This window comes from Actinocorallia sp. API 0066, from assembly GCF_020991275.1.
Taxonomy (GTDB): Bacteria; Actinomycetota; Actinomycetes; order Streptosporangiales; family Streptosporangiaceae; genus Actinocorallia.
Genome location: NZ_JAJLQY010000006.1, coordinates 112,560 through 128,321, shown reverse-complemented (window position 1 = coordinate 128,321; position 15,762 = coordinate 112,560). Strand labels below are relative to the sequence as shown.

Genomic DNA, 15,762 nt, shown 5'->3' with positions numbered 1-15,762 from the left:
TTGATGGTCCTCGCTCATGTGTTGGGCGGATTTCGTACGTGTTAACAGCGTGATCCAGAAGGGGACCCGCCGGTAACCGTCTTGCCAGGATAAGTCGGTATGCGGGGCTGGTGGGTCAGGATGGACAGGTCCCGCGGTATTCCCTGATCGTCGGGCTGGGGAAAGCGGGCCCCGGGCAGAGGAAGGGGTCATACCGGACGTCGTCATCCACATAACGCTTAAGCCATGAAACAGTGTATTTGGCGATGACCGGGTTGGCGGTGTTGAAGCTGAGGTGTCCTCCGTCACGCAGTTCGACGTACGCCTTCTCCGGGGCGCGCGTCAGGCTCGCGTAGAACGGCTCGGCGTGCTTGTCCACCGGAGCGACCCTGTCGTTCTCCGAGCCGAAGATGAGGGTCGGCACCCGCACCGACCGCCAGTCGCGCCGCACGTGCCAGGGCGCCAGCGGCACCGCCGCCTTGAGCCCCGGACGGCGCGCCGCCGCCCGCAGCGTCGCCCCGCCGCCCATCGAGTGCCCGACGACGGCGAGCCGCTCGGCGTCGATGAGCCCCTTGGCCGGTCCGGCGACGAGCCGGTCGAGCGCGGCGAGCAACTGGTCGGCCCGCTGGTCGGGGAAGTCCGCGCGGCGCACCGACGACAGGGTCAGCACAACGAACCCGTGCGAGGCCAGGAGCGGCCCGTAGAGCCTGATCGACTTCTCCGTGCCCATGAACCCCGGCATGACCGCGACGGCCCCGAACGTCCCCTGAGAGGCGTCCGTGGGGTGGTGGACGGTGCCCGCGCCCGTCCCCTGGCCCGCGGCCATCCGGGTCTGCGTGACGGCGAAGGGCCCGCGCGCGGCGACGAGGACCTCCTCGGTGGGCGCGGGCCCGCGCTGGTAGGGCCCGGCGACGGGCGGCGCCGCCACGGCCGGCGGCGGCGCCAGGCCGAGCAGGGCGGCGGCGACCGGGACGGCGAGGACCCGGGACGCGGTCGAGAACAAGGCGCGATCCCCTTCCGTAGAGATGACGACTACGAAGTGTGATCGCGATCACGCGCGTTGTCCGCGCGGCGCGCGCGGGAGAAAGGAAGATCATTGGCGCGGCGGGAGGGGAAAACCCCGGTCAAGGCCGTTCCCGGTAGGCTTTCCGCCATGACCCTGACGCTCCTTCCCGCCGTTGACGTCGCCGACGGCCAGGCCGTGCGCCTGGTGCAGGGCGAGGCCGGCACCGAGACCTCCTACGGCAGCCCCCTGGACGCGGCGCTCGCGTGGCAGACCGCGGGCGCCGAGTGGATCCACCTGGTCGACCTGGACGCCGCGTTCGGCCGCGGCTCCAACCGCGAGCTGCTGCGCGAGGTCACCGGAAGGCTCGACGTCAAGGTGGAGCTGTCCGGCGGCATCCGTGACGACGCGTCCCTGCGCGCCGCGCTCGACACCGGGTGCGCCCGGGTGAACCTGGGCACCGCCGCGCTGGAGGACCCGGAGTGGACGCGCGCCGCGATCGCCGAGTTCGGCGACCGGATCGCCGTCGGCCTGGACGTGCGCGGCACCACCCTGGCGGCCCGAGGCTGGACGAAGGAGGGCGGCGACTTGTGGGAGGTGCTGGCCCGCCTTGAGGAGGACGGCTGCCCCCGGTACGTCGTCACGGACGTCACCAAGGACGGCACCCTGCGCGGCCCGAACGTCGAGCTGCTCCGGGAGGTCTGCTCCCGCACCGACAAGCCGGTGATCGCCTCCGGTGGCGTCTCCTCCCTGGAGGACCTCCTGGCGCTGAAGAAGCTCGCGCCCGAGGGCGTCGAGGGCGCGATCGTGGGCAAGGCCCTGTACGCCCGCGCTTTCACGCTGGAAGAGGCGCTGGAGCTCACTCGATGATCGAGCGGATCTCCTCGGGCGGCCCCTGGGAGGAGGTGATCGGGTACTCGCGGGCGGTGCTGGCGGGCGACATGGCTTTTGTCTCCGGATGCACCTCGACGGTGGACGGCGAGGTCGTCCACGTCGGCGATCCCTACGAGCAGACCCGGACCGCCTTCCAGATCGCCCTGTGGTCCCTGGAACGCCTGGGCCTGTCGGCCCGCGACGTGGTGCGCACCCGCATGTACGTCACGTCGGCCGAGCACGCCGACGCGGTGGGCCGCGCGCACGGCTCGCTGTTCGCGAAGGTCAGGCCCGCCGCGTCGCTGGTGATCGTGGCGGGGCTGCTGGACCCGCGGATGCTCGTGGAAGTGGAAGTGGACGCCTACCGGGGAGCGCTGGCATGACCGTTGCCGTACGGGTGATCCCGTGCCTTGACGTGGACGCGGGACGCGTCGTGAAGGGCGTCAACTTCCAGAACCTGCGGGACGCGGGCGACCCGGTGGAGCTGGCCCGCCGCTACGACGCCGAGGGCGCCGACGAGCTGACGTTCCTGGACATCACGGCCTCGTCCGGAGACAGGTCCACCACCTACGACGTGGTCCGGCGGACCGCGGAGCAGGTGTTCATCCCCCTGACGGTCGGCGGCGGCATCCGGACCGTCGAGGACGTGGACCGGCTGCTGCGGGCCGGAGCCGACAAGGTGTCCATCAACACCGCCGCGATCGCCCGTCCTGAGTTCCTGCGGGAGGCGGCGCACCGGTACGGCAGCCAGTGCGTCGTGCTGTCGGCCGACGCGCGCCGCTGCGCCGACGCCCCCTCGGGCTACGAGGTGACGACGCACGGCGGCCGCAAGGGCACCGGCATCGACGCGATCGAGTGGTGCCGCCGCGCCGAGGAGTTGGGCGTCGGCGAGATCCTGCTGAACTCGATGGACGCCGACGGCACGAAGAACGGTTTCGACCTGGAGATGCTGAGGGCGGTCCGTGAGGTGGTGAGCGTCCCTGTGATCGCCAGTGGGGGAGCGGGCGCCCTGGCGCACTTCCCTCCGGCGGTGGAGGCGGGCGCCGACGCGGTGCTGGCCGCCTCGGTCTTCCACTTCGGCGACCTCCTGATCTCCGAGGTCAAGGGCGCCCTCGCGGCGGCGGGGCACCCGGTTCGTTGACGGCGCCGGGTGGGCGGCGTTGGGCGCCGCCCATCCGGGAAACATTTCGGGTTGGTATGTATGGGTTCTTTCCAGTCATACGCATAACCTGTCGGGGTGAACGTAGCGATCGCCACCTGTGCCGCCCTGCCCGCCGGAGACGAGGACACCCCCGCGCTCATCGGCGAACTCGCCGCGCTCGGCCACCACGCCGAGGCGGTGCGCTGGGACGGTCCGGCCGACTGGGCCGCCTACGACCTCGTCATGGTCCGCAGCACGTGGGACTACCACGACCGTCGCGGGGAGTTCCTGGAGTGGGCGCGGAGTGTGCCCCGGCTGGAGAACCCCGCCGAGGTGCTCACCTGGAACACCGACAAGCGCTACCTGCGCGACCTGGAGGCGGCGGGCGTCCCCGTCGTCCCGACGCTGTGGGATCCGGCCGGGCTGCCCGAATGGCCGGACTACGTCATCAAGCCGGCGGTGTCGGCGGGCGCCCGGGACACCGCGCGCTGGTCGGCGGACGAGGCGGGGCCCGCGGCCGAGCACCTGTCACGCCTGCGCTCCGAGGGCCGCACCGTCATGGTCCAGCCCTACCTGGACGCGGTGGACTCGGCGGGCGAGACGGCGCTGATCTTCTTCGACGGCGTGTTCAGCCACGCCGTCCGCAAGGCGCCGATCCTCAAGGCGGGCGCGGGGATCCAACCGGCCATCGCCGACACCAAGGACGAACGGGAGCAGATCGCCGCGCGGGCCGCCTCCCCGGCGGAGCTGGCGCTGGGCGGGCGCGTCCTCCAGACCGTCCCTGGGCGGCCGCTGTACGCCAGGGTGGACCTGATCCCCGGCCCGGACGGCGCGCCCGTCCTGCTGGAACTGGAGCTCACCGAGCCGTCGCTGTTCCTCGGGCACGCGCCCGGCGCCGCCGCCCGGCTGGCCGCCGCGCTGGCGCGGCGGCTCACCTGCGGGGCCGAACTGGCCAGGTGACGGCCCTTCGCCGCTACTCGGTGACGGTGACGCCCGTCGCGATCTCCAGCACGACCTGGTCCTGGGTGATGGACTTCACCCGGACGCTGAAGTTGCCGGACTGCTCCTCGCCGTCCAGCGGCACCGTGACGTTCTGGCCGCCGATCTTCACGGTCACGGACGAGTCGGTGGCCTCGACGAGCTGGGCGTCCACCCCGAGGACGCTGGCCTTGGCGTCCACACCGCGGTCGAAGGTGACGGTACAGCTGCCCGTGGTGAGGGCGCAGTCGGCGTTCTCGCTGGAGCAGGCCGACGCCGTGCCCAGGGCGAGGGCGAGCAGGGGGGTGGCGAGCAGGAGGCGCGTCTTAGCGGAGATCATGCCTGGAGTGTAGGCGGCCGAACGGGGGCGGCACATCGCGCTGCGGGACCACCCTCTCGTGCGTCCGGGGGAGGAGAAGGAGATCCGGCCGATACCCGGAGAGGATCTTCAGCGGGGGTTCACAGTTCGGGCGCCGCCCTGTCGACGGCGGCCGAGACGACGCCGGGCTCCTCGGCGGCGCATCCGGCCAGGCGGCGCAGCCGCAGCGCGTTGTCCTCGGTGAGCGGGGCGGCCGCCGCGGCGATCTTGCGGGCCTCCTCCTCGCAGTCCCACAGGGCCTCGGCCGCGTAGGACTCGGCGGTGTGCGGGGCGGTGCGGAGCAGCGCCGTCAGGAGACGCGGGCGTAGGTAGGCGTACTCGGTGGCCGTCCACGCCTCCTTGAGCAGCGGCACCGCGGCGCCCGCGCGGAGCCTGCCGAGCCCCTCGATCGGGTGGGCCGCCGCGCCCCAGCTCTTGGCGCCCAGGGCCGTCTCCAGGTCGTCGATGAGCACGGGGACGTCCTGGGCGGTGCCGTGCCCGGCGAGGATCGTTATCGCGACCTTCCTGCACCCCGGTGTCCCGCCCGCCCACGCGCGCGCCCTGGGCAGCGCGGCCGACCCGCACTCGCGCAGGGCCCGGCAGATGACGCCGCGCCACCTACCGGGCCCCTCGGGGAGGAACTCCTCGGCCAGGTCGAACAGGGCCGGACTGCGCCGCCTGCCCAGTTCCAGGATCGCTTCCACCGACGCGTCCGAGCGCTGGTGGGCGAGCGCGACGAGCTGGGCGTCGGAGCCGGTCGGGCGGGTGTGCTCGCGCGGTCTCGGGGTGGGGCCGCCGCGCCTTCGGGCGACCGCGTCGGCGATCACCCGGTGCTCGGCCGCCCACTGCCGGATGACGGGATTGCCGGGATCGTCGACGAGCCAGTGCAGGTCGTCCTCGTCGCAGCGGGCCGCGGCGACCGCGCCGAGCCCGTGCACCAGGGCCGGGTCGCCGAGCGAGACGAGCGCGTCCAGCGCCTCGAACCACCCGGCGCCCTGCTCGGCGTAGCGGCGCAGCGGCGAGGCGGCCTCGCGACGGCTGAGGCGCACCAGGTCGGTGAGGGTGTCGATGGCGAGGGAGGCGCGCCACTCGTCGCCGTCGGAGGCGTCGGCCGGATCGAACAGATGGTCCGAGAGCGGATGGACGGGCAGTTCCAGATCGACGATGAGGCGCGCGTAGTAGAGGCTGCGCGACTCGACCTGCCTGTCCCACCTGGGGTCCCGGCGGACGCAGTCGTACACGAACTCTCCGGCGCCCCGCGTCCGCGCCGCCCGGCGCGCGGCCCTGCCGAGGCCGCGCTGTAGCTGTCCGTGCAGGGTGTCGACGGGCTGAATCACGTTGGCGTCCACCAGGCCAGCATGCGCAGGTGAGGACACGTGGGGCAAGTGCCTTTTACCTGACGGGAATGGACGATCATCCGTGGGCGCCTCCGGCCCGCCCCGAGGTGAGGTTCTCCTGCCCGGAAAGTGATCTTCGGGAATAACTGTCGTACCCCGATGGTAGGCATGGGTGCCGAAACATATGAGTGACACGGGGAGATCTTTCGTGACAGAACGGGTCAGCCCCCAGGTCCTGCGTGAGGGCCTGCGGGTACTGGGGGTGGCGATCCGCACCGAGCCGCTGACGTTCGGGCTGTCGGTCGCCGCCAGCGCGCTCTACGGCGGCATGACGGTGGCGAGCGCGTGGGTGCTGGGCCGGGTCGTCGAGCGGGTGATCCTGCCGGCGTTCGCCTCGGGCGAGCCGGGCCGGGGCGCGCTCGCGGCGGGCGCCGCCGCGATCGTCGCGGTCGCCGTGCTCAAGGCGCTGGGCGTCGCGGGCCGCCGGTTCTGGGCCGGGCTCATGCAGTACAACCTGCAGGCCCGCTACCGCCGCGAGGTGACGCGGCAGTACCTGCGGCTGCCGCTGGCCTGGCACCAGAAGCACCCGACGGGCCAACTGCTGTCCAACGCCAGCAGCGACGTCGAGGCGGCGTGGGCGCCCATCGCGCCGCTGCCGATGGCCGTCGGCGTCGTCTTCATGCTGTTCTTCGCGGCCGTGTCGATCCTCGCGATCGACCTGCCGCTGGCCGTCGTCGGCTTCCTGCTCTTCCCGATGATCGCGCTGCTGAACCTCGCCTACCAGCGCGTCCTGTCGCCGAAGGTGGCGCGGGCGCAGCAGCTCCGGGCCGAGGTCAGCGAGGTCGCGCACGAGAGCTTCGAGGGCGGCCTCGTCGTCAAGACCCTCGGCCGGGAGGCAGCCGAGACCGAGCGGTTCCAGGCAGCGGCCGAGCGGCTGCGGGACGCCAACATCACCGTCGGACGGGTCCGCGGCCTGTTCGACCCCGTGCTGGAGTCCCTGCCCCGGTTCGGGGTGCTGGCGGTGCTGCTGTTCGGCTCGGTCCGGCTGGACGCGGGCGCGATCAACGCGGGCGACCTCGTCCAGGTCTGCTATCTGTTCACGCTGCTGTCGTGGCCCGTCAGGTCGCTCGGATGGGTACTGGCGGAGCTGCCTAGGAGCGTCGTCGGGTGGAACCGGGTGCGGGCCGTCCTGGACGCGCGCGGAGCCATGCCCTACGGGGAGGAGTCCCTTGACTCACCCCGGGCGGCCGCCCTGGAGGCCAAGGAGCTGACGTTCGGGTACGGCGACGCCACGGTCCTGAAGGGCGCGGGGCTGTCCGTCGCGCCGGGGCGCACCGTCGCGCTCGTCGGGGCGACGGGCTCGGGCAAGTCCACCCTCGCCTCCCTCCTCGTCCGCCTGGTGGACCCGGAGGAGGGCGTCGTCCGGCTCGACGGCGTGGACGTGCGGGAGCTCGCCCCCGGCGAGGTCGCCCGCGCCGCCGCCCTCGTCCCACAGGACACCTTCCTGTTCGACGACACGGTGCGCGGCAACATCGCCCTCGAAGGCGACCTGCCCGACGCCGACATCTGGGCCGCGCTGCGCCTCGCCCAGGCCGACGGGTTCGTCGCCGGGCTGCCCGACGGCCTCGACACCCGGCTCGGCGAGCGCGGCGCCACCCTGTCCGGCGGCCAGCGGCAGCGGCTCGCCCTCGCCCGGGCGCTGGCGCGCGGGCCCCGCCTGCTCGTCCTGGACGACGCGACCTCCAGCGTCGATCCACAGGTCGAGGCGCGCATCCTGGGCGGGCTCAGGGACACCGAGGCCAGCGTCGTGGTCGTCGCCTACCGCAAGGCGACCATCGCGCTCGCCGACGAGGTCGTGCACCTCGTGCGCGGACGCGTCGCCGACCGGGGCGCCCACGCGGAGCTGCTGGCGCGCTCACCGGCCTACCGGAACCTGGTGAACGCCTACGAGAACGCCGAGGCCGAGCACGCGGAGGAAGCGCTCCAGGCCGACGGCATAGACGCCGACGGGATAGACGAGGACGTGAAGGCATGACCGTGCTGAACGAGACGGCCCTACGCGAAGGCGCGTTCGCCACCCTGCGGCGCGGCCTGGCGATCACCCCCGAGTTCCGGCGCGGCATCGCTCTGACGATCGTGCTGGCGCTGGTCGCCACGGCCGGGCGGGTCGTCACCCCCGTGGCCGTCCAGCAGACCATCGACCACGGCCTGCCCCTGGCCGGATCGCCCGACCTCGCCTACATCCGGAGCGCGGTGCTGATCTGCGCGGCGGCCATCGTCGTGACGGCCCTGTGCGCCTACCTCATGAACGTCCGCCTGTACCGCAGCACCGAGACGTCCCTCGCGTCCCTGCGCGTCAAGGCGTTCCGGCACGTGCACGACCTGTCGATGCTCACCCAGAGCGGGCAGCGCAAGGGCGGCCTCGTGTCCCGCGTCACCGGAGACGTCGACCAGATCAGCCAGTTCATGCAGTGGGGCGGGCTGATGTTCCTCATCTCGGCGGGCGAGATCGTCGTCGTGACCGCGCTCATGGCCGTCTACTCCTGGCAGCTCACCCTCGTCGTGTGGATCGCGTTCGTGCCACTGGCGCTCGCCTTGCGCCACTTCCAGCGGCTCATCTCCCGCGCCTACATGACGGTCCGGGAGCGGATGGGCGACCTCCTGGCGGCCGTCAGCGAGTCCGTCATAGGCGCGCCCGTGATCAAGGCGTACGCGGCCGAGCGGCGGACCGCCGAACGGGTGGACCGCGCCGTCGAGCGGGGCAGGGTCGCTCAGAAGCGCGCCCAGGGGCTCGTCGCGCTGACCTTCCCGACCAGCGAGATCGTCGCGGCCATGGCCACCGCCGCCGTCGTGGCCGGCGGGGTGCTGCTCGGCGTCGGCGGGGACATCAGCGCGGGCGAGCTCGTCGCGTTCCTGTTCCTGGTGACGCTGTTCGTCAGCCCGATGCAGCAGGCCACCGAGATCCTCAACGAGGCGCAGAACGCCATCGCGGGCTGGCGCCGCGTCCTGGGCGTCCTGGACACCGACCCGGACGTCGCCGACCCCGGCCCGAAGGGTCACACCCTGCCACGAGGGCCCGTGGGCGTCGCCTTCGAGGACGTCGCGTTCGCCTACCCGTCGGGGCCGCGCGTCCTGGAGGGCGTGACCGTCGAGATCCCGCCGCAGGCCCGGATCGCCGTGGTCGGCGAGACCGGCTCGGGCAAGACCACCTTCGCGAAGCTCCTCACCCGGCTCATGGACCCCGTGGAGGGCGCCGTCCGGGTCGACGGGGTGCCGCTGCACCGCGTCCGGTTCGCCTCCCTGCGCGAGCGGATCGTCATCGTCCCGCAGGACGGGTTCCTCTTCGACACCACACTCGGCGAGAACATCAGGTACGGACGGCCCGGCGCGTCCGACGCGGAGATCGTCGCCGCGCTGGGCGAGCTGGGCCTCGGCGACTGGCTGGAAGGGCTGCCGCGCGGCCTGGAGACACCCGTCGGGCAGCGCGGCGAGTCCCTGTCGGCGGGGGAGCGGCAGCTCGTCGCGCTCGCCCGCGCCTACCTCGCCGACCCCGACCTGCTCGTCCTGGACGAGGCGACGTCGGCCGTCGACCCGGCCACCGAGGTCCGCATCCAGCGCGCCCTGGACGGCGTCACGCGCGGCCGGACGTCCGTCGCGATCGCGCACCGGCTCTCCACCGCCGAAGCCGCCGACGAGATCCTCGTCTTCGACAAGGGCCGCATCGTCCAACGCGGCCACCACAGCGCCCTCGTAGGCACCCCCGGCGTCTACGCGGACCTGCACACGTCCTGGCGGAACGCGTCCACGGGTCGGGGCGGCCCACAGAGCGGGAAGAGCGGACCGAACTGAGACGGAGCTGTCGCCGGTCCGTGAGGATTGTGTGATCAAGTCCGTGTGCGGCGGGGGCGCCGACCACCGGATCGGAGGGTGTCGGGGTGGGAGTGTAACGGTTCGGCGGTGGCGGCCCGCTAAGGCATGACGAGGGGTGAAATCCCTTACTGGGCAGGGGTTTTCGGACCTCGCGGGCCGTCACCAAACGGTGATACTCTCGCCCCAGCGGTAGCAGTCTTGGTTCGTTACGTGTTCTGCCAGTGGTATAACGCCCGCGCGAACGATGGACAGCGGGCGTCTTGGCTTTCCCGGGGACGGTACCCGGGGGCGAGGACCCCCCGTGCAGGCCGCGGTGGGGCCACGAGGTGTGGCGCCGTTGTTTTGCCGCAAGGAGAAAGACCATGCCCCAGCAGGGCACCGTGAAGTGGTTCAACGCCGAGAAGGGCTACGGCTTCATCGCCGTGGACGGCGGCGGACCCGACGTCTTCGTCCACTACTCGGCCATCCAGTCCTCCGGATACCGGAGCCTGGAGGAGGCCCAGCGCGTCGAGTTCGAGGTGACCCAGGGCAACCGGGGCCCGCAGGCCGACCAGGTCCGCCCCCTGTAGCACGCGCAGACCCCACAAGACCCGCGCCGAGCACCCTCGACGCGGGTCTTGCTAGTTGAGGGGCGTCTGGTCCACCCCCAGCCCCTAGGTGTTTCCAGCCCAGCCAAGTGGGCTTCCAGCCCAGCCCCCGGGGGGTTTTTCCAGCCCAGCCACGGACGGATCGGGCGCCTTCGGGAGGGTCCAAACGCCCCCAGGGCGTTTGGACCCTCCCGAAGCTCGCAAGCGCCCGATCCCCGCCGCACCGCAGGCCGCCAAGGCCGGAGGTGAGGCCAGCTAACACTAGCTATAGGCTTTCCCCATGTCAGCGCCAGCGCCTGCGGCTCCGAACAGTACGGAGCTCGACCCGAAGATCGCCTCCCGTCTCAAGCGCACCGAGGACGGGCTTGTGCCCGCGGTCGTGCAGCAGCACGACTCGTTGGAGGTGCTGATGATGGGGTGGATGGACGACGAGGCGTTGCACCGCACCCTGACGACCGGGCGGTGCACGTTCTGGTCGCGCAGCCGTAAGGAGTACTGGGTGAAGGGCGCGACGTCGGGGCACGCCCAGTGGGTGAAGTCCGTCGCGTTGGACTGTGACGGGGATGTGCTGCTCGTCCGGGTCGACCAGGTCGGCGCGGCCTGCCACACCGGTGACCGCACCTGCTGGGACGCCGATGATCTCGGCGCCGTCGTCGGTGAGCGCCCGGAGCCGTGACAGCGCCCGCCGCCCCTCTCGCCGCGTCCGGCACGCCCGGGCGCGGTTCCGCACGCCGTGAGATGACGGCTGTCGCGCTCGTCGCCGTGGCGGGCGCCGCCCTCACGCTCTTCGCGTCCGGCCGGGTCTGGGCGTTCGCCGAGCTCGTCGGGGACGCCGGGCAGGCGTCGCCGCACGGCGGCGCGACGATCGCGATCGGCTCGTGGGAGGTCGCGGGTGGTGATCTCGCGGCGACGGCGGCGCTCGGCTGGGCGGCGCTGGCCGCGACGGCGGCGGTGTTCGCGGTGCGCGGGGTCGGCCGGATCGCGGTCGGTGTGCTGCTCGCCCTGCTCGGCGCGCTCACCGTGCCGCTCGCGCTGACGGCCGTGGACGACGCGTCGGTCCGCGCCGCGCTCGTCGACCGGACGCTTCTCGTCGCGGGCGAGCGGATCGCCGCCGACGCGACGGTCTGGCCGTGGCTGGCCGCCGCGGGCGGCGTCGTGGTGGCGCTGAGCGGCCTGTGGACGGCGGTGCGCGGCCACGCCTGGCCCGGCATGTCGGCCCGCTACGAGCGCGGCTCACGTCCCGTCAGGGCCGCTTCCCCGGACGATCCCTCCGCCCTCTGGAAGTCCCTCGACCGTGGTGAGGATCCCACCGCCGACACGTCGGGTGGCGGTGCGTGAGGTCGGTGGGGCTCGTGGTGGCCGAGCGCCCGGAGGTGACGTGCTGAACTCCGAGGTCCCCCGCCCCGCCGAGTCCGGCGGCACCGTCCTGGTCTTCGAGCACGATCCGGCCGTGGCCGAGTTGGAGCGCGTCTATCTGGCGCGTGAGGGTTACCGCGTCGTCGTCGAGTCGGATCGGGCGCGGGCCGTCGCCGTCGTCGCCGAGGTCGCGCCTGACGCCGTCGTGCTCGACCTTTCCGCGCTGCCGCCGCCGCTGGGCGCGGCCGAGCTGTACCGGCGGGTCGCCGAGGCGGCGCGGCCCGCGCCCGTCATCAGGGTGCTGCCGCCGGGCCGCGCCGAACCGGCGGGCGACCGCGCGGTGGTCCGGCCGTTCAGCCCGCGCGCGCTGGTGGCCGCCGTCGCGGCCGCGCTGCGCGCGCACGCCGAGGACACCGCCGCCGACGTGCTCCGCGCGGGCGCCCTCGTGCTGGACCCGCGTACCCGCTCCGTCCGCGCCGGAGACCGGCCCGCGACGCTCACCGCCACCGAGTTCGACCTCCTCGCGCACCTCCTGCGCCATCCGGGCCGGGTCTTCACCCGCGAGCAGCTCCTGGCCGCCGCCTGGACGTCCGGGGCCGCCGCGGGCGTCCGTACCGTGGACGTCCACGTGGCCCAGCTGCGCGCCAAGCTGGGCCCCGCCAGCCCCATCCGCACGGTCCGGGGCGTCGGCTACGCCGCCGACATCTGACCGCTCCGCCGACCGTCGGCGGGGTGGGGGCTGGGCGCGGGTGGGCGGGGTCGGTACCGTGGGACGCGTGACGGGGCTTCAGGGGGTCCGGGGGCGGGCCTTGGCCGGGCCGCTGGCGGTGCTGGCGGCGGGAGCCGTGGGCGTCGCCCTGGTGGCGGCGGTCGATCCGAACGAGGCGGGGCACTATCCGACGTGCCCTTTCCTGGCGTTGACGGGCTGGGCCTGTCCGGGCTGCGGGGGCCTGCGGATGACGCACGCGCTCGCGCACGGCAGGCTCGTGGAGGCGTTCGGCCTCAACCCGCTGGCTTTCGCGCTGATCCCCCTCGCGGCCTACCTGTGGGTGGCGTGGACCGTCGCGGCGGCACGCGGCACCCCGGTGCGGACGGGCCTGGGGGCCAGGTGGGCGGTGTGGGCGCTCACCGGTACGATCTTGGTCTTCTGGATCGTCCGCAATCTGCCGTTCGGGCAGGCACTGGCCCCGTGACCCCGCACCCGCGCGGGATCGGCCGCCTGGCGGCCGCACCCCTGGCCCGGGGGGCCGTGTGTGAGCGGGGGCCGGTGAGGCGGCTAACATCGGGCAGACAAGAACCGTGACGAGGGGACAACCGTGAGCGTTCTCGACGAGATCATCGACGGAGTGCGCGCGGATCTCGCGGACCGGCAGCGCACCGTTTCGCTGGCGGAGCTGAAGGACCGGGCCGCGGCCGCCGCGCCGCCCCGCGACGCGCTCGCCGCGCTCGGCGGCGACGGGGTCTCGGTGATCGCCGAGGTCAAGCGCAGCAGCCCCTCCAAGGGCGCGCTGGCCGCCATCGCCGATCCGGCGGCCCTCGCCCGCGACTACGAGGCCGGGGGCGCGAAGGTCATCAGCGTGCTCACCGAGCGCCGCCGCTTCGGCGGCAGCCTCGACGACCTCGCCGAGGTCCGCGCGAACGTGGACATCTGCGTGCTGCGCAAGGACTTCATCGTCACCTCCTACCAGCTGTGGGAGGCGCGCGCGCACGGCGCCGACATGGCTCTGCTCATCGTGGCGGCGCTGGAGCAGGAGCCGCTGGTGTCCCTCATCGAGCGGGCCGAGTCCATCGGGCTCACCCCGCTGGTCGAGGTGCACACCGAGGAGGAGGTCGAGCGGGCCGTCGCCGCGGGCGCCAAGGTGATCGGCGTGAACGCGCGCGACCTCAAGACCCTTGAGGTGGACCGTGGCACTTTCGCCCGGCTCGCCCCGCTCATCCCCGCCGACCGGATCAAGATCGCCGAGTCGGGGGTGCGCGGCCCGCACGACCTGCTGTCCTACGCGTCGGCGGGCGCGGACGCCGTCCTGGTCGGCGAGAGCCTGGTGACGGGCAAGGACCCGCGCGCGGCCGTCGCCGACCTCGTCGCCGCGGGCACCCACCCCGCGCTCCGCCAGGGCAAGTGACCCGCCCCGCCGAGGGGCCCGACATCCGTTCCGCTTGAGGAAGTCTTCATGACCATCGAAAACACCGTGCCGGACGCCGCGGGGCGCTTCGGCCGGTTCGGGGGCCGGTTCGCCCCCGAGGCGCTCATGGCGGCGCTCGACCAGCTCGAGACCGAGTACGAGAAGGCCAAGCAGGACCCGCAGTTCCAGGCGGAGTTCCAGGACCTGCTGACGAACTACGCGGGTCGGCCGAGCCTGCTGACCGAGGCGCCGCGCTTCGCCGAGCACGCGGGCGGCGCCCGGATCCTGCTCAAGCGCGAGGACCTCAACCACACCGGCTCACACAAGATCAACAACGTGCTGGGCCAGGCGCTCATGACCAGGCGCATGGGCAAGACCCGGGTGATCGCCGAGACCGGCGCGGGCCAGCACGGCGTCGCCACCGCGACGGCAGCCGCCCTGCTCGGCCTGGAGTGCACCGTCTACATGGGCGAGGTCGACACCGCCCGGCAGGCGCTCAACGTCGCGCGGATGCGGATGCTCGGCGCCACCGTCGTGCCGGTCAAGAACGGCAGCCGCACCCTCAAGGACGCGGTGAACGAGGCGTTCCGCGACTGGGTCGCCACCGTGGACGACACGCACTACGTGATCGGCACGGTGATGGGGCCGCACCCGTTCCCGATGATGGTCCGCGACTTCGTCAGGGTCGTCGGCGTCGAGGCCCGCGCGCAGTGCCTGGAGCAGCTCGGGCGGCTGCCCGACGCGGTGCTCGCCTGCGTCGGCGGCGGCTCCAACGCGATCGGGATCTTCCACGAGTTCATCCCCGACGAGGGTGTGCGGCTGTACGGGTTCGAGGCCGCGGGTGAGGGCCTGGAGACCGGCAGGCACGCCGCGACGATGACGGCCGGGGCCGTCGGCGTCATCCACGGCATGCGCACCTACGTGCTGCAGGACGAAGAGGGCCAGACGATCGAGTCGCACTCGATCTCCGCCGGGCTCGACTACCCGGGCGTCGGCCCCGAGCACTCGTGGCTGAAGGACACCGGCCGCGCCACCTACGACTCGATCACCGACGCCGAGGCGATGGAGGCGTTCGCGCTGCTGTGCCGCACCGAGGGCATCATCCCGGCGATCGAGTCCTCGCACGCGCTGGCCGGGGCCGTCAAGGTCGGCAAGGAGCTGGGCCCCGAGGCCACCCTCCTGGTGTCCCTGTCGGGGCGCGGGGACAAGGACATGCACACCGCGGCCGCGTACTTCGGCCTGATGCCGGAGGACGGCAAGTGAGCGTTGCGACGGCCTTCGAGAAGGCCAAGGCGGAGAACCGCGCGGCCCTGGTCGGCTACCTGCCCGCCGGGTTCCCGAGCGTCACCGGCGCCGTCGAGGCGGCCAGGGCGATGGTGGACGGCGGCTGCGACGTCATCGAGATCGGCCTGCCCTACACCGACCCGCTGATGGACGGCCCGACCATCCAGGACGCCGTGCACCGGTCCCTGACGGGCGGCACCCGCCTCGCCGACGTGTTCGCCACCGTCGAGGCCGTCGCCGCGACCGGCGCGGCCACCCTCGTCATGACGTACTGGAACCCGGTGGACCGGTACGGCGTCGAGCGGTTCGCGCGTGAGCTGCGCGACGCGGGCGGCTCGGGCCTCATCACGCCCGACCTGACGCCCGAGGAGGGCCAGGAGTGGCTTGACGTCGCCGACGCCTACGACCTCGACAAGGTCTTCCTGGTGGCGCTCAGCTCCACCGAGGAGCGCATCGAGAAGATCGTGGACGTCTGCCGCGGCTTCGTCTACGCGGCGTCCCTCATGGGCGTCACGGGCGCGCGCAGCGCCATCGACACCGGTGCGCCGGGCCTCGTCGCCAGGACCAAGGCGCACACCTCGCTGCCGGTCGGGCTCGGCCTGGGCGTCAGCACCGGCGCACAGGCCGCCGAGGTCGCGGGCTTCGCCGACGGCGTCATCGTCGGCTCCGCCTTCATCCGCCGCCTCCTGGACGCCCCCACCCTCGCCGACGGCCTCCGCGACGCCCACGCCCTAGCCGAAGAACTCGCCGAAGGAGTCAGGGCCAGAGCCTGAGGGTCTGAACAGCGCAACGCGCCCCCGCGATCACCGATCCCGGGGGCGCGTTACGTGTATGTGCCTATAAGCTCGCTCGGTGTAGTCGGGTGTGGCGCTG

17 protein-coding genes are annotated in these 15,762 nt (G+C 72.9%); 14 read left to right on the top strand and 3 right to left on the bottom strand.

Annotation, left to right across the window (positions count from 1 at the left end):
* Positions 1 to 115 precede the first annotated feature (115 nt).
* Complete coding sequence (locus LO762_RS16715; protein ID WP_230616214.1) at positions 116 to 982, bottom strand: dienelactone hydrolase family protein; 867 nt, start codon at positions 980 to 982, stop codon at positions 116 to 118.
* Between the two features lie 150 nt (positions 983 to 1,132).
* On the opposite strand from LO762_RS16715, the gene priA reads away from it, so the two are divergent.
* The 4 genes from priA (at position 1,133) to LO762_RS16695 (ending at position 3,956) form a co-directional block, all read left to right on the top strand.
* Entirely contained in the window at positions 1,133 to 1,852 is a 720-nt protein-coding gene (priA, locus tag LO762_RS16710; protein WP_230616210.1) for a bifunctional 1-(5-phosphoribosyl)-5-((5-phosphoribosylamino)methylideneamino)imidazole-4-carboxamide isomerase/phosphoribosylanthranilate isomerase PriA, read from the top strand.
* On the top strand, positions 1,849 to 2,238 hold the full coding sequence (locus LO762_RS16705; protein ID WP_230616208.1) for a RidA family protein: 390 nt from the start codon (positions 1,849 to 1,851) through the stop codon (positions 2,236 to 2,238). Before priA ends, LO762_RS16705 begins: the two co-directional genes overlap by 4 nt.
* Positions 2,235 to 2,996: an imidazole glycerol phosphate synthase subunit HisF gene (gene hisF, locus LO762_RS16700; RefSeq protein ID WP_230616206.1), complete on the top strand. Its 762-nt coding sequence runs from the start codon at positions 2,235 to 2,237 to the stop codon at positions 2,994 to 2,996. The genes LO762_RS16705 and hisF overlap by 4 nt, the downstream gene beginning before the upstream one ends.
* 96 nt (positions 2,997 to 3,092) lie before the next feature.
* Positions 3,093 to 3,956, top strand: coding sequence for a RimK family alpha-L-glutamate ligase (locus tag LO762_RS16695; RefSeq protein ID WP_230616201.1), 864 nt, complete (start codon positions 3,093 to 3,095; stop codon positions 3,954 to 3,956).
* A 13-nt stretch (positions 3,957 to 3,969) separates the two neighbouring features.
* On the opposite strand, the gene LO762_RS16690 is transcribed toward LO762_RS16695, so the two are convergent.
* Both LO762_RS16690 and LO762_RS16685 read right to left on the bottom strand, forming a co-directional pair.
* Positions 3,970 to 4,314 (bottom strand): hypothetical protein, encoded by a 345-nt coding sequence (locus tag LO762_RS16690; RefSeq protein ID WP_230616199.1) that lies wholly within the window; start codon positions 4,312 to 4,314, stop codon positions 3,970 to 3,972.
* Positions 4,315 to 4,433: 119 nt separating this feature from the next.
* Positions 4,434 to 5,681 carry a hypothetical protein gene (locus LO762_RS16685; RefSeq protein ID WP_230616197.1) on the bottom strand — a complete coding sequence of 416 codons (1,248 nt, stop codon included), beginning with the start codon at positions 5,679 to 5,681 and terminating at the stop codon, positions 4,434 to 4,436.
* A gap of 172 nt (positions 5,682 to 5,853) precedes the next feature.
* Here LO762_RS16685 and LO762_RS16680 point away from each other — a divergent pair, with 172 nt between their 5' ends.
* From LO762_RS16680 to trpA, 10 genes are all read left to right on the top strand, one after another.
* Positions 5,854 to 7,704: an ABC transporter ATP-binding protein gene (locus LO762_RS16680; protein ID WP_374201568.1), complete on the top strand. Its 1,851-nt coding sequence runs from the start codon at positions 5,854 to 5,856 to the stop codon at positions 7,702 to 7,704.
* On the top strand, positions 7,701 to 9,518 hold the full coding sequence (locus LO762_RS16675; protein WP_230616193.1) for an ABC transporter ATP-binding protein: 1,818 nt from the start codon (positions 7,701 to 7,703) through the stop codon (positions 9,516 to 9,518). The genes LO762_RS16680 and LO762_RS16675 overlap by 4 nt, the downstream gene beginning before the upstream one ends.
* Before the next feature lie 383 nt (positions 9,519 to 9,901).
* Positions 9,902 to 10,108 (top strand): cold-shock protein, encoded by a 207-nt coding sequence (locus tag LO762_RS16670; protein ID WP_123663575.1) that lies wholly within the window; start codon positions 9,902 to 9,904, stop codon positions 10,106 to 10,108.
* Between the two features lie 298 nt (positions 10,109 to 10,406).
* On the top strand, positions 10,407 to 10,802 hold the full coding sequence (gene hisI / locus LO762_RS16665; protein WP_230616189.1) for a phosphoribosyl-AMP cyclohydrolase: 396 nt from the start codon (positions 10,407 to 10,409) through the stop codon (positions 10,800 to 10,802).
* Between the two features lie 62 nt (positions 10,803 to 10,864).
* On the top strand, positions 10,865 to 11,464 hold the full coding sequence (locus LO762_RS16660; protein WP_230616184.1) for a Trp biosynthesis-associated membrane protein: 600 nt from the start codon (positions 10,865 to 10,867) through the stop codon (positions 11,462 to 11,464).
* Between the two features lie 40 nt (positions 11,465 to 11,504).
* Positions 11,505 to 12,191 (top strand): winged helix family transcriptional regulator, encoded by a 687-nt coding sequence (locus LO762_RS16655; RefSeq protein ID WP_230616182.1) that lies wholly within the window; start codon positions 11,505 to 11,507, stop codon positions 12,189 to 12,191.
* 67 nt (positions 12,192 to 12,258) lie between these two features.
* Positions 12,259 to 12,675, top strand: a complete 417-nt coding sequence (locus tag LO762_RS16650) for a DUF2752 domain-containing protein (RefSeq protein WP_230616180.1) — start codon at positions 12,259 to 12,261, stop codon at positions 12,673 to 12,675.
* Positions 12,676 to 12,798: 123 nt separating this feature from the next.
* Entirely contained in the window at positions 12,799 to 13,605 is an 807-nt protein-coding gene (gene trpC, locus LO762_RS16645; protein WP_230616179.1) for an indole-3-glycerol phosphate synthase TrpC, read from the top strand.
* 48 nt (positions 13,606 to 13,653) lie between these two features.
* The gene (trpB, locus tag LO762_RS16640; protein WP_230616177.1) at positions 13,654 to 14,868 is read left to right on the top strand and encodes a tryptophan synthase subunit beta; all 1,215 of its coding nucleotides are present in this window, start codon (positions 13,654 to 13,656) and stop codon (positions 14,866 to 14,868) included.
* On the top strand, positions 14,865 to 15,662 hold the full coding sequence (gene trpA, locus LO762_RS16635; protein ID WP_230616176.1) for a tryptophan synthase subunit alpha: 798 nt from the start codon (positions 14,865 to 14,867) through the stop codon (positions 15,660 to 15,662). The genes trpB and trpA overlap by 4 nt, the downstream gene beginning before the upstream one ends.
* The last annotated feature ends 100 nt before the right edge of the window (positions 15,663 to 15,762 follow it).

What these genes read in the sequence shown, in the direction of transcription:
- LO762_RS16670 (WP_123663575.1), top strand. Translation starts at nt 9,902, where the DNA reads ATGCCCCAGCAGGGCACCGTGAAGTGGTTCAACGCCGAGAAGGGCTAC.
- hisF (WP_230616206.1), top strand. Translation starts at nt 2,235, where the DNA reads ATGACCGTTGCCGTACGGGTGATCCCGTGCCTTGACGTGGACGCGGGA.
- LO762_RS16705 (WP_230616208.1), top strand. Translation starts at nt 1,849, where the DNA reads ATGATCGAGCGGATCTCCTCGGGCGGCCCCTGGGAGGAGGTGATCGGG.
- LO762_RS16690 (WP_230616199.1), bottom strand. Translation starts at nt 4,314, where the DNA reads ATGATCTCCGCTAAGACGCGCCTCCTGCTCGCCACCCCCCTGCTCGCC.
- LO762_RS16680 (WP_374201568.1), top strand. Translation starts at nt 5,854, where the DNA reads ATGAGTGACACGGGGAGATCTTTCGTGACAGAACGGGTCAGCCCCCAG.
- trpB (WP_230616177.1), top strand. Translation starts at nt 13,654, where the DNA reads ATGACCATCGAAAACACCGTGCCGGACGCCGCGGGGCGCTTCGGCCGG.
- priA (WP_230616210.1), top strand. Translation starts at nt 1,133, where the DNA reads ATGACCCTGACGCTCCTTCCCGCCGTTGACGTCGCCGACGGCCAGGCC.
- LO762_RS16675 (WP_230616193.1), top strand. Translation starts at nt 7,701, where the DNA reads ATGACCGTGCTGAACGAGACGGCCCTACGCGAAGGCGCGTTCGCCACC.
- LO762_RS16660 (WP_230616184.1), top strand. Translation starts at nt 10,865, where the DNA reads ATGACGGCTGTCGCGCTCGTCGCCGTGGCGGGCGCCGCCCTCACGCTC.
- hisI (WP_230616189.1), top strand. Translation starts at nt 10,407, where the DNA reads ATGTCAGCGCCAGCGCCTGCGGCTCCGAACAGTACGGAGCTCGACCCG.